An 18,875-nucleotide genomic window follows, 5' to 3' on the forward strand; every position below is an offset into this window, starting at 1 on the left:
CTTCGGCATGGAGACCGAACGCCTCGACGACTTCGCCGCCGCCCTTCGCCCACGGATCAAGGGCGACCTCCGTTTAGACGCGCTTTCGAAAGCGCTCTACGCGACCGACGCCAGCCTCTACCGCGAGATGCCCATCGGCGCGCTTATCCCGCGCCACACGGACGACGTGCAGGCCGCGCTGGAAGAGGCCGCGCGCTTCGGCATCCCGGTCCTGCCGCGAGGCTCGGGCTCCAGCCTCGCCGGCTCCGCCGTCGGCGCCGCGCTCGTCATCGACACGACGAAGCACCTCAACCGGATCACCGCGCTCGACCCCGAGGCAAAGACCGCGACGGTTCAGCCCGGCGTCGTGCTCGACAACCTGAACCGAGCCTCTGGCGCCCACGGGCTGCGGTTCGGGCCGGACCCCGCGAGTTCCAACCGCGCCACGCTCGGCGGGATGGTCGGCACGAATGCGACCGGCACGCACTCCATCCAGTACGGCAGCACGGTCGACTGGGTCGAGTCCGCCGACGTGCTTCTGGCGGACGGATCGCTCGTCACGTTCCGCGCGCTCTCGCCCGAGGCCTGGGACCATGCCTCTGGCGCCAGAGGCTTAGAAGGCGAGATCTACCGCCGCGTCGGCGCGCTTCTGGGCGTCCACGAGCAGGCCATCCGACACGACACGCCGCGCCACTGGCGCCGCGCGGGCGGCTACCGGTTGGAGCGGCTGATGGAGGCGCCCGAGGTCGCCAGAGGCCCCGGACGGCCGTGGGACGGCACGCGCAACCTCGCGCAGCTGCTCTGCGGCGCTGAGGGCACGCTGGGCTTCACGACCTCGATCACGGTCGGCCTGACCGAGAAGCCCGCGCACAGCGGCCTCGCAGTCGTCCACTTCCCGTCGCGCCACGCCGCGCTGGAAGCCGTCGAGGGCATCATGGAAACAGGCCCGGCGAGCGTCGAACTCTTCGACCGCGTGGCGCTGCGCCGCGCGCAGGACGTGACGGAGTACGCGCCCAAGCTCCACTTCGTGCAGCGCAACTCGGACGGCAGCCTGCCCGGCGCGCTTCTCTTCGTGGAGTACGACGGCGAGTCGCCTCTGGCGGTGGACGACGGGATGCAGCGGCTCGGCAAGCACCTCGGCCCGGGCGCCGTCATCACGCACGCGCTCGAAGACGCGCAGATCGAAGACGTGTGGGCCGTCCGCAAGGTGGGGCTCGGCCTCGCGATGAGCGCGCGATTGCCGGTCCAGGCCGCCGCCATCATCGAAGACGCCGCGGTCCCGGTCGAGCACCTCTCGGCGTACATCCGCGAGCTGGAGGCCGCGATGGAAGCCGACAACGTGGAGGCCGTCATGTACGCCCACGCGAGCGCGGGCTGCCTGCACGTCCGCCCCTTTCTCGACCTCCGCCAGAGGCCGCAGGTGGAGGCCATGGACCGCATCGCGCGCGCCTCGGCCGACCTAGCGCGCAAGTACGGCGGGACCATCGCGAGCGAGCACGGCGACGGACGCGCCAGAGGCGCCCTCGCGGAGTACTTCTACTCGCCCGGCCTCTACGCCGCCTACGCCGCCACCAAGCGCGCCTTCGACGCCAGAGGCCTGCTCAACCCGCACAAGATCGTCGACGCCAAGCCCCTCACCGACGACCTCCGCATCGGCCCCGACTACAGTCCGCGGCCTCTGGCGATACCCATCGCGTTCCCCGACGCCGAGGGACGCGACATCGGATTCGTGGAAGCGGTAGAAGCCTGTAACGGCTCCGCGGTTTGCCGCAAGACCGACGTGGGCACGATGTGCCCGAGCTTTATGGCCACCCGCGAGGAACGCGACTCCACGCGAGGCCGCGCGAACACGCTCCGCGAGGCGCTGACCGGCGGGTTCTCTGGCCTCAACGCGCCCGAAGTGGAGCAGGCGATGGACCTGTGCCTCTCGTGCAAGGCCTGCAAAAGCGAGTGCCCGGCGGGCGTGGACATGAGCCGCCTCAAAACGGCGTGGCTCAACGAGCGGTGGAAAACCGAGACGCCGCCCGCACGCACGCGACTCTTGGCGATGCTCCCCGAGATGGCGCGCAAGACCGCCGGGCCTCTGGCGCCGATCGCGAACGCCGCCGCCGCGAGTTGGCCTGCGCGCAAGACGCGCGGCGCCCTCGGCCTCGACCCCGAGCGCGACCTGCCACCGTTTACCTCCCGGCCGTTCAAGACGAGCGAAGCCAACGACCCCAACCCGACCGTTCTCCTCTACGCCGACACCTTCGCGCGCACGATGGAGCCGGAGATCGCGCGCGCTGCCGTCCGCGTGCTCCGCGCCGCTGGCGAGCGCGTCGGCGTGGCGCCCGACATCTGCTGCGGACGCACCTACCTGTCGGAAGGCTACCTGAGCAAAGCCGAAGCCCAGGCCCACAAACTGGCCGATGCCCTCGCGCCAGAGGCCGAAAAGGGCGTGTTGATCGTCGGGCTGGAGCCCTCGTGCCTGCTCACCCTTCGCGACGAACTGCCCGCGCTGCTTCTCGGCGACCCGCGTGCTCTCCTTATCGCGAAGCAGTCGATGCTGTTCGAGGAATGGGCTGAGTCGCGCGCCGAAACCCTCGCGGGCCTGACGTGGGAGCACGCTAGCGGAGACGGTGCTCCCGCCCAGGCGCTCGTCCACGGCCACTGCCACCAGAAGGCCCTCTCCGGCATGGACGCGCCTCTGGCGACCCTCCGCGCCGCAGGCTTCGACGCCAGAGGCTCGGGCGCGGGCTGCTGCGGTCTGGCGGGCGGCTTCGGCTACGAGAAGGACCACGCCGAGGTCAGCCGCGCGGTCGCCGAGGACCGGCTGGCGCCCGCGGTCCGCGCGGCCTCTGGCGAGACCGTCATCGTGGCGGCGGGCACGAGCTGCCGCCACCAGATCGAGCACGTGACGGGCCGCACGGCGGTGCACCCGGCGCAGGCGCTCGCTTCGGCACTCAAGCGGTAGGACCCCTGGCGCCAGAGGCGCGGCTCAGACCCGCCGGGTGACGTGCGAAAGCAGCGGACGCACAAGGTGAACACCGCTTGTTGACAGTGTCAACATCCGTCCATATGTTGACGATGTCAACAAACCGCTTTCGCCATGACACTCAGCTTTGGGCGCTACTTGCGCGCTGTCGCCTTCGTCACTCTTCTCGGGCTCGCCGTCCTCGCCGCGCTCCACCTTCTCGGGATTCCCCGTGGTGATTTGCTCGACTGGGGCGTCGGGCTCGTGAGCGTCTGGTGGCTCCTCCTCGTCACGACCGTTCCCTGGAACGTGCGGTTCGATGCTCAGGCAGCGATCCGTGACGCGGAGGAAAGCCAGTCGCTCGGGATCGCAGTCGACGCCTCGCGGCTCTCCGACGTGCGCCGCCTCTCTCGGCTCTCGCTCGCCGTAGCGCTGGTCTTACACGTCTCGTCCGCGGCCGCTCTGTACGCCGTCGCCGCTGCTGGATGGAGCGCGGTCGGGTACCCCGCCTCCGCGGTCGCGGTCGCGCTGACGTTTGTCCGGCCCGGTGCTCGCGCGTACGCGTACCTCGCGGAACGGCTGTACACGTTCCGCAAGGAAGTGCACCACCCGCGCGAGGACGTTGTCGAATTGCGCCAGAGGCTCGTGTCGCTGGAGTCCATGCTGGACCTCACGGAGGAGTCGTGGGCGTCCACGCTCGTCGACCGTCTGCGCGACGTAACAGTCAAGCACAACCGGCTCTCCGAGCGGGTCGGCGTTCTGAGCACGACCAACGCGGACGAGCATTCGCGTCTGGAGAAGGAGTACCGATCGGCTCTCGCGACGGTTACCGAAGACCGGCAGTTCGTGGAGCACCTGCGCGAGATCGTCCGCTTCGTGCGGCGCGCGTAGGCTCCTGACGTGGGCGTTCCAAGCGCTAGAGGCTCAGCGGCCGAGAAAGACGGCGATGCCGCCACGGAGCCCGCCCTGATGCTCAATAAAGTCGTTGAACCCGTGGAGGTAATACGCCTCGCCCGTTAGCCCCACGTTGGGACCCAGGCGGAGCATCGCACCAGCGGCCGCCTCGGCAGTGTACCCGGTCGACGTTTCAGATCCGTCTGAGCGCGCGTGGAAGGCGCCCGCCGCCGCCGACACGAACGGCTGAACCGACGCCTCTGGCGAGGCGAAGTAGTAGCTCACGAACGGCTCCGCAGTGAGCTGGGTCAGGGACGCCCGTGGCGCCTGGCTCCCGAACGTCGCACGGGTCGCGCTGACGCGAGCGCCTACCGCCACTCCATCAGCGAGGAAGACGCCGACCCGAGGGCTGACCCCGTAGGACGTGAAGTACTCCGAGACCGTGAGGCTGGCGCTGCCCCCGATGAGGAGGTTGCCCTTGCTCGTAAGCGCCGTCGCGTCTTGCGCGCCAGAGGCCAGCGGGAGGAGGAGAGCGGCGAGAAGGACGAAACGCATCGAATAGGTGTGGAAGTTGATGCCAAACCTAGTCCTCTATCCGGCGGGCGCCAGAGGCCAACGGCCGTGCCCCTACGGTGCCATCCACACGATCCGCTCCAAGATGGACTGAGCGAGCACGTCGCGGCCTGGCAGCTCGCCTCTGGCGGTCTCGGCGCCGTGCGCGAAGACGTAGCGGACGGGCCCGCCCTCGCGCGGCGTGCAGAGCGCGCGCCCGGCGAGGTCTGCGGTCCCGGGCACGCACGCCATGCGCCGGCCGCCCACGTCTGCAAACCGCGCCCCGGCTCGGGCGCCCTCGGGCCCGGCCACCCACTCGCTCGAGGCGTCGATGCGGCGGATCCTCTGGCGCGAGCGGTCCGGGAAGACCTCCAGGATCATGTGCCCGTCGGAGAACGCGTACAGGATCGGGATGGTGTCGCCCGGCAGGTCCAGGCGCCCCGTCTCGATCTCGAACCCCTCGGGGAGCGCCTCGCGCAGGGCCTCTGGCGAGAACTCCGTATCTGCCGTGATCGTCCCCGCCCCGCGTTCGCTGATGGTCAGCAGAGGCTCCTCGCCAGAGGCCGCGGGGGCCTCCGTACCGCACCCCGCCAGGAGCAGAAGCGCCACCAGCGCGGCGCTACGCGAAGTCGTCCGCGTCCTCCGGGTGGGTGGGGCGCACGAGCGCCAGAAGCGAGCCATGAGGCAGGATGAGAAACGTCTCCCCATCGTACTCGATCTCAATGGCGTCGTTGCGGAGGAAGAGGGCATAGTCCCCCGCGAACGCCTGAAGCGGGAGGTAGCGTACGGCGTCGCGCGCGGGCGCCCACGGCTCCGCGTCGGAGTACTCCGGGTTCGCCGTGAGGTGGCCCGGCCCCACCTTGACGATGCGGCCCCCTTCGACTGCGTCTTTCGCCCGGACGCTGGCGGGCAAGATCAACCCCGCCTCGGTCCGCGCCTCGCCCCGCTCGGGGCGGATCAGGACCCGATCTCCAACGACGTGAAAGGACTCGAACGACGGCACGGCTCAGAGGGGAGAGACGGTAAGCTAGGGGCGCCAGAGGCCTGGCGTAAACCGATGGTTCTGCATAACGGTCATCTGTTTTGAGCGTCCGTTATGGGGTCGTGAAGCCAAATGGCCCTGTGTCTAACCCTGCATCGTAGGATATGGAGGGGTTGTCAACACTGTGGCGCAGGTGTTCGCAACCTTGCATAACGGACCCGGCTACGGGTTCCCTAGCCCGCTTTTGGGGCCTCTGGCGAGACGCGCGAATGTGGATAGTTACACCGGCGAAACATGCCCACGGTGTGGACAAGCCGTGGACACCTCAGCGTTGTCCCGGTTTACTTCACGTCGTACTGTAAGTGTCCCTCGCAAGCGGCCCACGATGTGGCCCGGATGGCGGCACACACAGGACACGGTCCTGCACGCGCACCCTCCTGACTTCGACGCCATCTGCGGGGCGACCGGTACCGAGACGTCGGAACCACGGCGCGCGCGCTGCTGGGATGCCTCCCCGGTCCTTCTGATACCCCCCACCCATCCCCACCTGCGAATATGTCCGCAGACACCGCCAGCGGCCTGACCATCGACCGCGTTTTTTCTACGGAGGGCGAGCACCCCTTTGATTCCGTTGCCTGGGAGCGCCGCACCGCCGCGATCAAGAACCACACCGGCGAGGCCATCTTCGAGCAGAAGGACGTCGAGTTTCCCGAGGCGTGGAGCCCGCTGGCGGTCAACGTCGTGGCGAGCAAGTACTTCTACGGCGACACCGAGGACGGCAACGGCACGCCCGCCGACGGGCAGCGCGAGTACAGCCTCAAGCAGCTCGTCCACCGCGTGACGCGCACCATCACGGACTGGGGCCACGAGCAGAACTACTTCGCGAGCCAGAAGGACGCCGACACGTTCTACGACGAGCTCACGTGGCTCTGCACCCACCAGGTCGGCGCCTTCAACTCGCCGGTCTGGTTCAACGTCGGCCTGCACCACCAGTACGGCGTCGTCGATTCCGGGGGCAAGAAGATCTACGGCTGGGACGAGGAGAAGGGCGAGGTCGTCGCGGTGGACCCGTACGAGCGGCCACAGGCCTCGGCCTGCTTCATCATCTCCGTGGACGACTCGGTGGACGACATCTGGAAGCTGATGGGCGAGAGCGCCCGCCTCTTCAAGTTCGGCTCCGGCGTGGGCGCGGACTGGAGCAAGCTCCGCTCCTCGCACGAGAAGCTGAGCGGCGGCGGACAGCCTTCCGGCCCCGTCTCCTTTATGAAGGTGCAGGACGCGACCGGCGGCACGATCAAGTCCGGCGGCAAGACGCGCCGCGCGGCCATCATGCAGACGCTGAAGTCCTGGCACCCGGACATTCTGGAGTTCGTCCGCGCCAAGCAGGTGGAGGAGAAAAAGGCCTGGGCCCTTATCGAGCAGGGCTACGACGGCTCCTTCAACGGCGACGCCTACGGCTCGGTCGACTTCCAGAACGTGAACCAGAGCGTTCGCCTGGACGACGCGCTGATGCAGGCCGCCGACGCGGGTGAGGTCTACGAGCTGAAGGCGGTGACCTCTGGCGAGACCGTGGACACCGTGGATGGCCAGGAACTCCTCATGGCGATCTCCGAGGGCACGCACATCTGCGGCGACCCCGGCGCGCAGTATGAGGACACGATCCAGAAGTGGCACACGTGCAAAAACCACGGCCGCATCAACTCCAGCAACCCGTGCTCGGAGTACATGTTCTTGGACGACAGCGCCTGCAACCTCGCGAGCCTGAACCTCCGCAAGTTCAAGATGGAGGACGGCACGTTCGACGTGGAGCGCTACCGCGCCGCCGCCCGCATCTTTATCACCGCGCAGGAGATCCTCGTCGATAACGCGGGCTACCCGTCCGCCGACATCGCGAAGAACAGCCACGCGTACCGCCCGCTCGGCCTCGGCTTCGCCAACCTCGGCGCGCTGCTGATGAGCATGGGCCTGCCGTACGACAGCGAGGAGGGCCGCGACGTGGCCGCCGCGCTCATGGCGATCGAGCACTCCGAGGCGTACGCCCGGAGCGCGGAGATCGCGTCCAACCCCGCGATTGGCACCTTCGACGGCTACGCCGAAAACGAGGAGCCCATGCTGGAGGTCATGCGGATGCACCGCGACGCGGTGGGCGACATCGGCGCGACGTGCCCGCAGTACCTCCGCGACGCCGCGCAGGAGTCCGCCGACCGCATGGTGGCGCTCGGCGAGAAGCACGGCTACCGCAACGCGCAGGCGACCGTCCTCGCGCCGACCGGGACGATCGGCTTCATGATGGACTGCGACACGACCGGCGTCGAGCCCGACATCGCACTCGTGAAGTACAAGCTGCTCGCCGGCAAGGGCGAGGGGCTGATGAAAATCGTCAACCAGACGGTCCCCGAGGCGCTCGCCAAGCTGGGCTACACCCAGGCCGAGGCGCAGGTCATCCTGGACTACATCGACGAGAACGACACGATTGAGGGCGCGCCGGGTCTCCGCGACGAGCACCTGCCCGTCTTCGACTGCGCCTTCAAGGCGTTCAACGGCGAGCGTTACATCTCGCACATGGGCCACATCCGCATGATGGCGGCCGTTCAGCCCTTCATCTCGGGCGCGATCTCCAAGACGGTCAACCTCCCGGAGACGGCGACGGTGGAGGACATCGCGGACGCGTACATGCAGAGCTGGAAGCTCGGCCTCAAGGCCGTGGCCATCTACCGCGAGAACTCCAAGCGCTCCCAGCCGCTCTCCACCAAGGAGGGAGGCAACACGAGCGGCAAGACCGTGGAGGTCGCCGCCACGCCAGAGGCCTCTGGCGACGGCATGAGCGTGGAGCCGGTGATGCAGACGGTCGAGAAGATCGTCTACCGCCCTCACCGCCAGCGCCTGCCCGACGAGCGCCCGAGCGTGACGCACAAGTTCTCCGTGGCGGGCCACGAGGGCTACCTCCACGTGGGCCTCTACCCGTCCACGGGTCTGCCCGGCGAGATCTTTATCACGATGGCGAAGCAGGGCTCCACGATCGCGGGCCTGATGGACAGCTTCGCGACCGCGGTCTCGCTCGCCATGCAGTACGGCGTGCCGCTGGAGGACCTCGTGCAGAAGTTCGGCCACGTCCGCTTCGAGCCGTCCGGGTTTACCAACAACCCGCAGATCCCCATCGCGAAGTCCATCACGGACTACATCTTCCGCTACCTCTCGCTCAAGTTCTTGCAGGTGCCGGAGGTGGCCGATCCTCTGGCGGAGCCGGAGGAGGCCGAGGACCCGACGGACGCGGTCGCGCAAGAGGCCGCGCAGCACGGCTCGGCGGAGGACCAGTCTCAGGCGGACCTCTTCGCCATCTCGGAGGCGGCCCTCGCCCCGGAGACCTCGCCGCACGTCGGCGGGACTGTGGAGGGCGTGCTGGCCTCTGGCGGCGACGCCGCGCAGCCGAGCGGGCAACTGGGCGCCTTCCAGCACCAGGAGGACAGCCCGGCATGCTCCAACTGCGGGTCCATCACGGTCCGGGCGGGTAGCTGCTACAACTGCCCGAACTGCGGGTCAACGTCCGGCTGCGGCTGATCCAGATCTCGCTCATCTGCCTCTGGCGCCAGAGGCGGATGAAGCACCTGTCAATCCAGTACATCCCGAAACAAACCTCATAAACGACAACACCCCAGCTGCGCCAACAGCCAGGGTGTAGTCATACCTAATCATCACGCGGCGGCGGAGAAAGCTCAGACCGCGTAACTCAACGGGCACCCATGCTAGAACAGAGAGCCGCGGACCGCAAGCCTTTTCCGCGCGATAAACAGAAAAGCACCAACGAGAGCCAGTTAGAGGAGTGGTCACTTGGTCCAAGCCACTACGGCTTCATTGACGAGTCCTGCCTCACCGCTGAAAGGCATGGAGCGATTGCTTTAGTCTCAATGAGACTAGGCGCATTTGGCAAGGTGCGCGAAGCCTTCCATGATCCCTTTGAAAGTTGGCCATCCAGCCGAGAAGCCAAGTTCGAGTACGTAAGAGGAGAAGCCAAGGCGCAGGCTGCCTCTAGAATCCTACTGCGTGCTTTCGAACTAGCCGACCAAGGGCTCATTCGTGTCGACATCTTGCACTGGGATACACAGGACAGGTATCACAGCGTCTACGAGCGGGACGATGCCCAGAATGCAAATAACAGGGCTCGAAATTTGATTCGGAGAGTGTGTGTTGACAGGTGGATCGATGCCAGATCGTGGGTTCTGTACCCTGACAAGGGGTCAATAGTTGACTGGGCAAGCTGTGCTGAGAGGCTTCAACTGGGGCAGCGCCTGGGCCAAGCGAAACGTTTCCAGATCCGCGAGTCAGAGTCAGGAGACCATAATCTTGTTCAAGTGGCAGATTTGTTCGCAGGGGCGGCGGCGTTTTCAGCGAATCGACCCTCCTCTCTATGGGGCGAGAGAAACGATAGTCCTCGCCTGTCGGGTGGAGACCGCTACAAACGTCAGGTTGTTGAGAGGCTGCTAGAGGAATTAGAGCCAAGAGGTGTTAGGAGAACAGAAGGCAGAGGGCTCAGCACTCTGCGAACACATAAAGACGCAGCGATCAACTTCTGGCCATTCCGAACACCTTCTGGCTTAGGGTATGCTCCACGACGGAACAGCCAATCAGGTATCCGAACGCCGTGAGCCTCTGGCGCCAGAGGCCCGCACCACACCCCCGCCCGTGTTGTCATCCTGAGCGGAGGCGCCTCTGGCGCCGCAGCCGAAGGATCTGTAGTGCGACGGTGTCTCCCGCCAGAGGCGAGAGGTCGGATCGGAGAACTACACTCGGCACAGATCCTTCGGCGCGCTCCACTTGCTCAGGATGACGTTTTAGGACGCTGTAGGAAGCAGTGCGAGAGCAAGCGTGTCCCGCCAGAAGCCTCTGGCGTCAGCACCCACTATGGGCGATTTCGACGGGGGCGCGCACCCGGGCCAGCGGCACCACGGTACCATTCCAGGTACCCGCACGCGGCACCGCCTCCCCCCAGACTGAGCGCATGGCACTCCCCCAACCCCGCAACCCGCTCCACGGCATCACGCTGGAGCAGATCGTCACGGAGCTCGTCGAGTACTTCGGCTGGAAGGGCCTCGGTGAGGAGATCCGCATCCGCTGCTTCACGCACGACCCGAGCGTCAAATCCAGCCTCAAGTTCTTGCGGAAGACGCCGTGGGCACGGGAGAAGGTGGAGAGCCTTTACCTCTTCATGCTGCGCGAGCAGGCCCGGCGGGCGCGAGGCGTATAAACGCAGACGCGGCACGTCCGCCGCCAGAGGCCAGCGCGCCCAGACGGCTATCGGAGAGCCGACGTACGTCGCTCACACAGCGGGGCGGAGACCCGGCGCGAGGTCGCGCTCGATGTCCTCCCACGAAAGCGCCGTCTCGATGTCGAAGTCCAGAAGCTCCCTCCACGGACCGACGGCGCGCGCAACTGAGGCGACAACGGCACCACCGAGCGCGAAAGCAGACGCGAGGCTGGAAAAGGACGTGCGCGCCCGGGTCAGGCCGGAGAACAGGCCCGCGATGCGGCGGAGTGCTCCCTGTTTGGAAGGAGGCGTGGAGCGGCCGGAAGCATCGAGGGGCACCAGGTGCAGCTCGCGCAGCAATGGGCACTCGTCGGCGAAGTCCTGGATGTGCCCGACCGCGATCTCCCGGGCGGAGGCGACGCCGTAGATCTCGTCGGTCGTGTCCAGGATCCGCCAAGCCGTGTGCGGAAGGCCGAGCCCCGGGAGCGCGGCGGCGCCCTCAAACAGGCGCAGCCTCCCGGCCTCTTGCGCCCCGCGGTGCATCTGTTCCGCATCGGCCCACCGCTCGCGGGAAACCACGCAGGCGACCGTGCGAGCGTCCGTCGCGAGAAGCCGTTCCACGATTCGCACAGCGGCAGGGGCGGGGTACCCGATCACCAGAACGGTCGGCTCTGGGCCGAGGCGGCGGAGAACGCGGGGGCTCGTCAGGAACGGGACCGGGCTGGTGTGCCCGTCGCCTTGGGTCTGCGAAGGGCGAGAAGAGGGGGAGGCCATGAAGCGAGAGGTCGTGTGGAGCCGGGAGAAAGGCGGCGCCGGCACCGTCGGGAGACGGCAGAGATGGGGAAGGGCGGCCGACCAGTTGAAACTGAGCGGTTGCTCAATAAGCATAGTGTATACTGAGCGCCTGGTCAATACCCTGTCCGAAAACGTCATGCCCGGTCCCAGAATCCCCGAAGACGAGCGCAGAGAGGAGCTTCTGGCTGCGGCCTACCGCGTCGCCACGCGCGACCGGCTCGGCGGGCTGACCACGCGCGCGGTGGCCAAAGAGGCCGGCGTCAGCAACGGCCTCGTCTTTTTCCACTTTGCCTCTCGCGAGGGACTCGTCCTGGCCCTGCTCGACCGCCTGCTCGAGACCACCGTTCTGGCGCCCAACCGGGCAGGAACAGACCACCTCTCGCCCGTTCTGCGCCTGCTCCACACCATCGAGCGCGACATCGAAGGGCTCCCGCCAAACCGGCACCGCGTCGCGCTTCTGATCGACTTCTGGGTCATGGGCACCCAGCATACGGACGTGCAGGCGAAGATCCGGAAGGCTCTCAGCGACTACCGCGAGGCGTACGTGCCACTCACGGCGGCGGCCATCCGGAGTGAGCCGGAGCGCTACCCCGGCGTGACGCCCGAGTCATTGGCGGCGGTCGCCACCGGCTACATTGAGGGGTGCGCGCTCCAGGTGGTGATGGACCCCGAGCGGTTCGACGTGCCGGCCTACCTTGCCACGCTCCGTGCCCTCGTCCTCCACGAGACGCCTCCTGCGGAGCCCCACTTCGCCTGAGTGCGCACCCTGCGCTGACGGCCTCTGGCGCCAGGGGCCAGCGCCTCGGGCGCTCGCGCACAGTCGGCAGATTGGGAGTCGGCAGGAGGGGCGCCTACGGCATCTGGCGCGCCGTGGTACAGCCCCGCGCGAGGAAGCAAGAGGACCGCTTCTCGCCAGAGGCCCGGTCAGGAAGAGTTAAGTCTTATGATCATAAGATCCTGGTGTGTACCGTGATGGGCCCGGGCATAGCGGCGTAGGTGTGCCGACCGCGAGGCAACTCCCCTGATCCGCGAGGCCCCAGCATGACCCACGACCCCACCCCGACCGCACGGCGAACCACTTGCCTCCTCGCCGCGCTCGTCGTGTGGACGCTGGCGCTGCCGTCAGCCCCGGCTGCGCAGCAGAACCAGCTCGGGCCGCCAGAGGCCCTGCAGTACCCGCTGGAGGCACGCGCGGACGCCCCTCGCGGCGTGCCCATCCTCATCCTCCGCGACCAGATCGAGCGGTCGGCGGATCTCGCCCTGTGCCAGGTGCTGATGACGCATGCCGGACGGCCGATCCCGGCGGTTTTCGACGCCAGCGCTTGCGAGCCCGCGTTTGCCGCGAAGGTCCGGGACGGCGAGGGCATCGTGCACTGGGCCAGCGGCGCGCGCCCTCTCCGCTGCGGCGAGAACTGCATCGGCGCGCCCGTCCTGAGGCAGACCACCTTTCTCACGCGGCCCAACCTGAGGCGCGCGGAGGTGAGCGGGAAGCTGGAGTTCGTCGCCGATCCGCCCGGGCCATTCAACCGGGCTCTCACCTACCAGTACAACGTGACGTTCACGTGCGCTGCCGAGGACGGCGCACGGACCGGCGATTTCAGAGTCGCGATCGACATCCGAGAGCCAGTCATCGGCGATCCCGGACCGCTGGAGTCCGTCCTCGATTTCTTCGGGTCGGGCAACCTGTCGGGCTTTATCGAGAGGCGGATGAACGAGGAACTGTCTCCCATCGGGTCCATCTCGCAAAGCGTTGGGCGCTGTGCCTCGGTCGGCGTCTTCGCGAGCGACAACCCCGCAACGGCGTTCACGTCCGATGGCGCCCTGTACGACCCTGTCTCCTCGGGCGGCAGTGCGGAACGGGCCCGAAACCGCCCCCGTCCCGACGCCGTGGGAAGCTCTCGCGACCGCGCCACGATCCACTTCCTCCGCATCGTCCGCAAGAGGCTCCCGGCTCTCGACGGGGCGGGGCAGGCAACGCCCGGGAGCATGGAGGTGGGACAGTTCAGCGTGTTCCTCAACGGGGTCCACGTCGTGATCCCGCCGCTTACGCCCAACGCGACCGGAACGCTGACTCTCCCGCCAGAGGCGGGCGTCGTTCCCCTCAATTACTGCCGGACCGTGGACGTGACGGACTTCGACCGGCTCCAGCTTCTGTTCACGAACGGCCTCGGCGGGGCCGTCTGGTCCCAGTTCGGACGCGCGGAAAGCTTCGGGGCCGACGCCCTCAACCGCATGACGACAGGGCGCACGGTGGTCATGCCCGCTCGCGACGGGCCGCCAGACCCGGCAACGGGCCGCCCGACGCGGATCAAGCCCCAGTCGGTGACCGTGCGGGAGTTCGAGTTGGTGTACACCATGACGTACGCGCCTCGGGGCGACACCGTCGCGCAGCCGCTGCCGGCCAGCCTGGACCGCTCGACGGGGCCGGTGAGGGGCCGCGCGCGCATCCCCCGGCCTACGCTGGAGAACGCCCCGGTCGTTGTGGCCGGCACCGACCGGCCCGCGCCTGGGGCCTGCCGCGAGATCTAACACGTGGGCTCTGGCGCGCTGTGGTGGCGCCGAGAGGGCAGCGGGTACACTGGCTCTGCCACGCTCGGGCCTCTGGCGCCAGAGGCCTCCCTCGATCTGGGGATGCAGCGGGCGAGCCTCCGGGCGTTTCTTGAGCACGCATCCACCGCTGCCGCCATGCGTGCTCTCCCACTCGTCGCCTTTCTCGTCCTTGTCGGCTGCGCCACGTCGGCGCCTCCGCCAGAGGCCGCGCCGCCCGGGCCGTCGTTCCTCTCGATCTCGGAGATCGAGACCGTCGTCTCCGCAGACAGCGGGCGGTTCGTGCGTGAGGACCGCAACCGGGCGCCGGGGCAGCTCCTCCTCGGGCGGACCGGGCTCGTGCTCACGGGCGTCGTCGCGCAGACCACGCGCGACGTGAACAGCGTGGTGGCGCTGCCGGTGGACGTCCCCGTCTACTCCGAGCCCTGCGGCGAGGAGAACGCGTACTACAACTACGTCGACGACTACATCGTGATCTGCGACGACCTCGTGGCCGCGTTCGACCGGTGGCTGGTGGACATCGAGGACCCGGAGCAGCGGAACGACCTGCTGTGGGGCGGTCTGGAGTTTATCACGCTCCACGAGATGGGCCACGCGCTCGTGGACCAGTTCGAACTCCCCGTGCTGGGCCGCAACGAGGACGCCGCAGACCTGCTCGCGGCCTACTTCGCGGTGCGGAGCGGCGATACGGACCGCGTGACGGGCGGCCTCGTCTACTTCCTCTCCACCATGCAGGACCGCATCGCGGAAGCGGGCCCGGAGTTTATCGCCTACTGGGGGCAGCACGGCCTCAGCGAGCAGCGGATGGCCGCGACGGCGTGCTACCTCTACGGCTCCAACCCGCAGCGGTACGGCTACCTCGTCGGCACGGCGGCGTTGCCGCTGGACCCCGCCTCGGAGTACGGCGCGCAGCGCCTCTACGCCTGCCAACGCGAGTACAGCCTGGCCGTGCGCGACATCGAGCGCGTGCTGGCGCCGCACGCCCGCGCCGAGTAGCCTCTGACGCCAGAGGCCACGCGCCAGAGGCGGCCTACCCCCGCCGAGGGAGAGGGCCTACGGGGCGGGCCACCTGCAAGGGCGGAGCCGAGGCGGGCGAGGGGTTTCGCTGCGATCGCCGGCGGAACGCCGCGGCGCACACGGCTACGGGCAGCGCGAGGGCGGCCCACGAGAGGGCGTCGCCCACGCCGTCGGCGACGAGCGCTGCGACGAGCCCCACCAGGCTCAGCACGCCGAGCAGGACGGGCGGTCCCCAGATCTGACGGCGGGAGAGGACGTGGCTCATGACAGCGTTCGGGTGGACGGGATGCCGAGGGTCGCCGGGTCGCCAGAGGCCCCGTCGCCGGAGACCGCGGGGGCGGGAGTCGCCTCGCCAGAGGCCGCGTTGCCTCGGGCCGTGGCGAGCCACTGGTCGAACGTCACGTTCCGCTTTTTAAGCCAGAGGTATACCCCGCTGCCGAGCACGACGATGGCCAGCACGTCGAGAAGCGCCCACAGCACCTTGAGCGGGAGGCCGCCGTAGTCGCCGAAGTGGAGCGGCTGCGAGACGAAGAGCACCTGGGTGTACCACGGCATCGACGACACCTCCAGCACTTCGGCCGTGCTCGCGTCTACCAAGACGGCCGTGAACAGCCGTTCCGTCCGGGCTTCTTCGCCGGCCATGAAGGCCACGAAGTGGTGCGGGCTCGCGAACTCGTTGCCGGGGAACGCGAGAAAGCTCAGCACCTTCCCAGGCGCGACCGCCGAGGCGTTCGCGAGTACGGCATCGACCGAGGTGAGCTCGGTCACGGGCGGTTGATCCGGCGCGGCGTGGCGGCTGGTCATCTCGGCGAGCTCCGTCGCCTGCCACTGCTGGAAGATGGGGATCGCGAGCGCGTTGATCGTCCCCGTCAGGCCGACGACGAGCAGCCACACCAGCGTGGCGATGCCCAGCAGGTTGTGGAGGTCGAGCCAGCGCAGGCGCGGCGTCCGGTCTCGGACCGTCCCAAACTTCAGCTTCCGCATGAACCGGCCGTAGAGGACCACGCCGGACACGAGCGACAGCACGAGCAGGAGGCCCATCGACCCGAGAAAGAGCGTCCCTTTGAGCCCGGCGTAGAGGTCCACGTGCAGCCGCTCCATGACCTCCATGAAGCCGCCCGCCTCCAACGGGTACGCGTTGAGGTGCTCGCCCGTCCTCGCGTCGTACGTGTCGAACACGTTGATGGTGGAGCCCTCTGGCGACTCGCCCATCCGGATGTAGGTCACGTCGGGCTCGTCGGGATCGCCGACGACGAACTGCATGTGCTCGTCGGGGTAGCGGGCCTGGGCGTCGGCGATCATCGCGTCCACGGAGGCCCGCTCGGCGGGCACCTCCGCGAGAACGGGCGGGTCCGCGCTGTTGCCCAGCGCGTGGTCGATCTCGTGCGCGAAGATGAGCGGCAGGCCGGTCACGCACAGAAGGAGCAAGAACAGCGTGCTGACGAGGCTGCTCCACTTGTGGACCCACCACCACGTGCGCATGGATTTCGGTGTCTTCATGGGAGGTGCCGGTCTAGAACTTGGCGCGGAGGCCCACGCTTACCTGCCGCCCGGCGCCAAACGTGACGAGCGTGGAGGAGCGGGCAAAGGCGGAGGCGACGTACGTGTCGTCAAACACGTTCTGGACGTTGACCGAGAGCCGGAGCCGCCGCACGTCCATGTACAGGGCGGCGTCTGCGAGCGTCGTCGCGGCCGTCTCGATCGTGTTCGGCACGTTGCCCCACGTCGCGCCGATGTGCCGCACGCCGGCGCCGACGCCGAGCCCCGCCAGAGGCCCGCTGGGAACGGAGTAATCGGCCCAGAGGGAGGCGGTCCGGTTGGGGATCTGCGTAGGCCGCTGCCCGATCTCCGCTTCGTTCGCGCTCTCGGTGATCTCGACGTCGAGCGCCGTGAACCCGGCCGTCACGTCGAGCCCGTTGGTGAGGCTCGCCACGGCTTCCATCTCGACGCCTCGCGACCGGACCTGGCCGGTCTGGACCTGGAGAGACGTGTTGGGGTCGTACTGAAGGAAGTCGTCGCGGGTGAGGTTGAACAGGGCCACGGTGAGGAGCCCGTTGACGCCAGGCGGCTGCACCTTGACGCCGACCTCGGTCTGGCGCCCGCGCTCCGGGCTGAACGGCTCGCCGCTGGCGTCCAGGCCTACCTGGGGCAGGAAGGACTGGGCGTAGCTGACGTACGGGGAGACGCCGATGGAGGAGAGGTAGACCACGCCGGCGCGGCCGGTGAAGGCGCGGTCGTTCTGCTCCGTGACGGCGCCGTCGGCCATGTGGTTGACGGTCTCGGTCTTTGCCCAGTCGTAGCGGCCGCCGAGGGAGAGGACGAGCCGCTCGGCCCACTTGGTCTGGCCCTGGAGGTACAGCCCCGTCTGGGTCTGGTCGGTCTGCGTATCGGCGAACGTCGGCGGCGCCTCGACCTGCTGGTCGTAGTCGGGCGAGAAGAGGTCGAGTGACGGGGCCCCGCCAAAGGTCTGCTGGAGGCCCACGTCGAGGCGCTGGATGTCGAGGCCGCCCAGGATCGTCGTCTCCGTCGCGCCAGAGGCGAACTGGGCGCGCGCCTGGTTGTCGAGGGCCAAGCCGTCCAGCGAGCCGAAAGTGCCGAAGATGGAGCGCGTGAGCGTCCGGCGGTCATCGAGGAGGCCCGTGCTGTAAACCGTCACGTCGTCCAGATCGGAGGCGTAGTAGCGGGCGTTCTGGCGGAGCGTCCACGTGTCGCCGATGCGGTGCTCGAACAGCGAGGACGCCGACCACTCGTTGCGGTCGTAGCGGTCGGTCCCGGGGGCGCCGGTGTAGAAATCGGTCGGGACGGCGCCGAACGTGTTGGCCTCTAGCGTCCCCTCGATGGGGAGCGCCTGCGAGGCGCCGGTGTCGTCGCGCTGCACGTGACCGAGGACGGTCCACGTCGTGCTCGCGCCCGGCCGCCAGGTCAGCGCCGGGGCGACGTACAGCCGGTCGTTCTGGACGAACTCCACCTGGGTGTCGCTGTCGCGCAAGAGGCCAGTCACGCGGTACTGGAGCGCGTCTGTTCCCGGGACGGGGCCGGAAAGGTCGGCCTGGGCCTGGAGCCGTCCAAAGCTGCCGGCCTCGACGGCCACCTCGCGCTGGGCGACAAGTGTGGGCCGCTTGGAGGAGAAGGCGACCACACCACCGGGGCTTCCCGCGCCGTAGAGCACGGACGCGGGCCCGCGCAGCACCTCGACCCGCTCCATCCCGTACGGCTCGACGTTGTAGCCCACGGCGTAGTTCACGTTGCGGAGCTGGAGGCCGTCGCGGTAGAGGCCGGTCTGGGTAGCGTCGAACCCGCGGACCTTGATCCACGTGAAGCGGGGCTCGAAGCCCCAGGCTTCGCCCTGAACGCCAGGCGTGTAGCGGAGCGCCTCGGCGAGGGTCGTCGCGTCTTGGACTTCCAACTGGTCCTGGGTGAGGACCGAGACGGAGTGGGGCGTTTCGAGCGGGCGGGCGCCCAGCTTGCTCGCCGAGGTCAGCTCGGTCGGGACGAACCCGCCGCGGCGGCTGACGACGCTGATGGCGCCCAAGCTCGCCGTCTGCTCTGAGAGCGCGACATCGAGCACGACGCGCTCGCCCTCGTAGACGGCTACCGTGCGTGTGATGGGCTCATATCCCACGCTGCTCACGCGGACGGCGTGCGTGTCTACAGGAACAGCGGCGAGGACGAAGTAGCCGCTGGCGTCCGCCGCCGCGCCGGTCCCTGTGCCCACGAGTTGGACGGTGGCGCCGGGCACCGGGACGCCCGTCTGAGAATCGGTAACGCGCCCGGCGAGCGTCCCCGTCTGGGAAAGCGCGGTGGACGCGGTGAGCAGGAACAGCGCGAGGCCGAAAAGCGAGCGGGACATGGAGAGTGGAGGAGCTTATTTAGACTGAGTCCATTTTAGACTTGATCTAGATAAGGCGCTCGCC

General features: G+C 68.2%; 15 protein-coding genes. 8 read left to right on the forward strand and 7 right to left on the reverse strand.

Translation table 11 applies throughout. The features are described from left to right. Positions 1 to 7 precede the first annotated feature (7 nt). Entirely contained in the window at positions 8 to 2,932 is a 2,925-nt protein-coding gene (locus BSZ36_RS16030) for an FAD-binding and (Fe-S)-binding domain-containing protein (RefSeq protein ID WP_094550772.1), read from the forward strand. A gap of 135 nt (positions 2,933 to 3,067) precedes the next feature. After that, positions 3,068 to 3,823, forward strand: coding sequence for a hypothetical protein (locus BSZ36_RS16035; RefSeq protein ID WP_094550775.1), 756 nt, complete (start codon positions 3,068 to 3,070; stop codon positions 3,821 to 3,823). Positions 3,824 to 3,856: 33 nt separating this feature from the next. On the opposite strand, the gene BSZ36_RS16040 is transcribed toward BSZ36_RS16035, so the two are convergent. The 3 genes from BSZ36_RS16040 to BSZ36_RS16050 all read right to left on the reverse strand — a co-directional run bounded on the left by BSZ36_RS16040 (position 3,857) and on the right by BSZ36_RS16050 (position 5,381). Next, positions 3,857 to 4,381, reverse strand: coding sequence for a hypothetical protein (locus BSZ36_RS16040; protein WP_094550777.1), 525 nt, complete (start codon positions 4,379 to 4,381; stop codon positions 3,857 to 3,859). Positions 4,382 to 4,453: 72 nt separating this feature from the next. Continuing rightward, positions 4,454 to 4,987 (reverse strand): DUF1131 family protein, encoded by a 534-nt coding sequence (locus tag BSZ36_RS16045; RefSeq protein ID WP_179271228.1) that lies wholly within the window; start codon positions 4,985 to 4,987, stop codon positions 4,454 to 4,456. Between the two features lie 10 nt (positions 4,988 to 4,997). Beyond that, positions 4,998 to 5,381 carry a co-chaperone GroES gene (locus tag BSZ36_RS16050; protein WP_094550781.1) on the reverse strand — a complete coding sequence of 128 codons (384 nt, stop codon included), beginning with the start codon at positions 5,379 to 5,381 and terminating at the stop codon, positions 4,998 to 5,000. 534 nt (positions 5,382 to 5,915) lie between these two features. Between BSZ36_RS16050 and BSZ36_RS16055 the strand changes: the two genes are divergently transcribed. The 3 genes from BSZ36_RS16055 (at position 5,916) to BSZ36_RS16060 (ending at position 10,602) form a co-directional block, all read left to right on the forward strand. Beyond that, positions 5,916 to 8,918 (forward strand): vitamin B12-dependent ribonucleotide reductase, encoded by a 3,003-nt coding sequence (locus BSZ36_RS16055; RefSeq protein WP_094550783.1) that lies wholly within the window; start codon positions 5,916 to 5,918, stop codon positions 8,916 to 8,918. Between the two features lie 182 nt (positions 8,919 to 9,100). After that, a complete protein-coding gene (locus BSZ36_RS20165) occupies positions 9,101 to 10,003 on the forward strand; it encodes a DUF3800 domain-containing protein (protein WP_425442688.1) in 903 nt (300 codons plus the stop codon). A gap of 353 nt (positions 10,004 to 10,356) precedes the next feature. Beyond that, entirely contained in the window at positions 10,357 to 10,602 is a 246-nt protein-coding gene (locus BSZ36_RS16060; RefSeq protein WP_094550785.1) for a VF530 family protein, read from the forward strand. 72 nt (positions 10,603 to 10,674) lie between these two features. Here BSZ36_RS16060 and BSZ36_RS16065 read toward each other — a convergent pair whose 3' ends face one another. Continuing rightward, a complete protein-coding gene (locus BSZ36_RS16065) occupies positions 10,675 to 11,376 on the reverse strand; it encodes a hypothetical protein (protein ID WP_094550787.1) in 702 nt (233 codons plus the stop codon). 157 nt (positions 11,377 to 11,533) lie between these two features. Here BSZ36_RS16065 and BSZ36_RS16070 point away from each other — a divergent pair, with 157 nt between their 5' ends. The 3 genes from BSZ36_RS16070 to BSZ36_RS16080 all read left to right on the forward strand — a co-directional run bounded on the left by BSZ36_RS16070 (position 11,534) and on the right by BSZ36_RS16080 (position 14,940). Next, positions 11,534 to 12,154, forward strand: a complete 621-nt coding sequence (locus tag BSZ36_RS16070) for a TetR/AcrR family transcriptional regulator (RefSeq protein ID WP_179271229.1) — start codon at positions 11,534 to 11,536, stop codon at positions 12,152 to 12,154. A gap of 284 nt (positions 12,155 to 12,438) precedes the next feature. Further along, positions 12,439 to 13,926: a hypothetical protein gene (locus BSZ36_RS16075; RefSeq protein WP_094550791.1), complete on the forward strand. Its 1,488-nt coding sequence runs from the start codon at positions 12,439 to 12,441 to the stop codon at positions 13,924 to 13,926. A 156-nt stretch (positions 13,927 to 14,082) separates the two neighbouring features. Then, positions 14,083 to 14,940 carry a DUF4344 domain-containing metallopeptidase gene (locus tag BSZ36_RS16080; RefSeq protein ID WP_179271230.1) on the forward strand — a complete coding sequence of 286 codons (858 nt, stop codon included), beginning with the start codon at positions 14,083 to 14,085 and terminating at the stop codon, positions 14,938 to 14,940. A 34-nt stretch (positions 14,941 to 14,974) separates the two neighbouring features. Here BSZ36_RS16080 and BSZ36_RS16085 read toward each other — a convergent pair whose 3' ends face one another. Genes BSZ36_RS16085 through BSZ36_RS16095 form a run of 3 tightly spaced genes read right to left on the reverse strand, consistent with a single transcriptional unit; the run spans position 14,975 to position 18,811 of the window. Further along, positions 14,975 to 15,226 (reverse strand): hypothetical protein, encoded by a 252-nt coding sequence (locus tag BSZ36_RS16085; protein WP_094550795.1) that lies wholly within the window; start codon positions 15,224 to 15,226, stop codon positions 14,975 to 14,977. After that, positions 15,223 to 16,461, reverse strand: coding sequence for a PepSY-associated TM helix domain-containing protein (locus BSZ36_RS16090; protein WP_094550797.1), 1,239 nt, complete (start codon positions 16,459 to 16,461; stop codon positions 15,223 to 15,225). Before BSZ36_RS16090 ends, BSZ36_RS16085 begins: the two co-directional genes overlap by 4 nt. Positions 16,462 to 16,474: 13 nt before the next feature. After that, entirely contained in the window at positions 16,475 to 18,811 is a 2,337-nt protein-coding gene (locus BSZ36_RS16095) for a TonB-dependent siderophore receptor (RefSeq protein WP_094550799.1), read from the reverse strand. Between the last annotated feature and the right edge of the window lie 64 nt (positions 18,812 to 18,875).

This window comes from Rubricoccus marinus, assembly GCF_002257665.1.
Taxonomy (GTDB): domain Bacteria; phylum Bacteroidota; class Rhodothermia; order Rhodothermales; family Rubricoccaceae; genus Rubricoccus; species Rubricoccus marinus.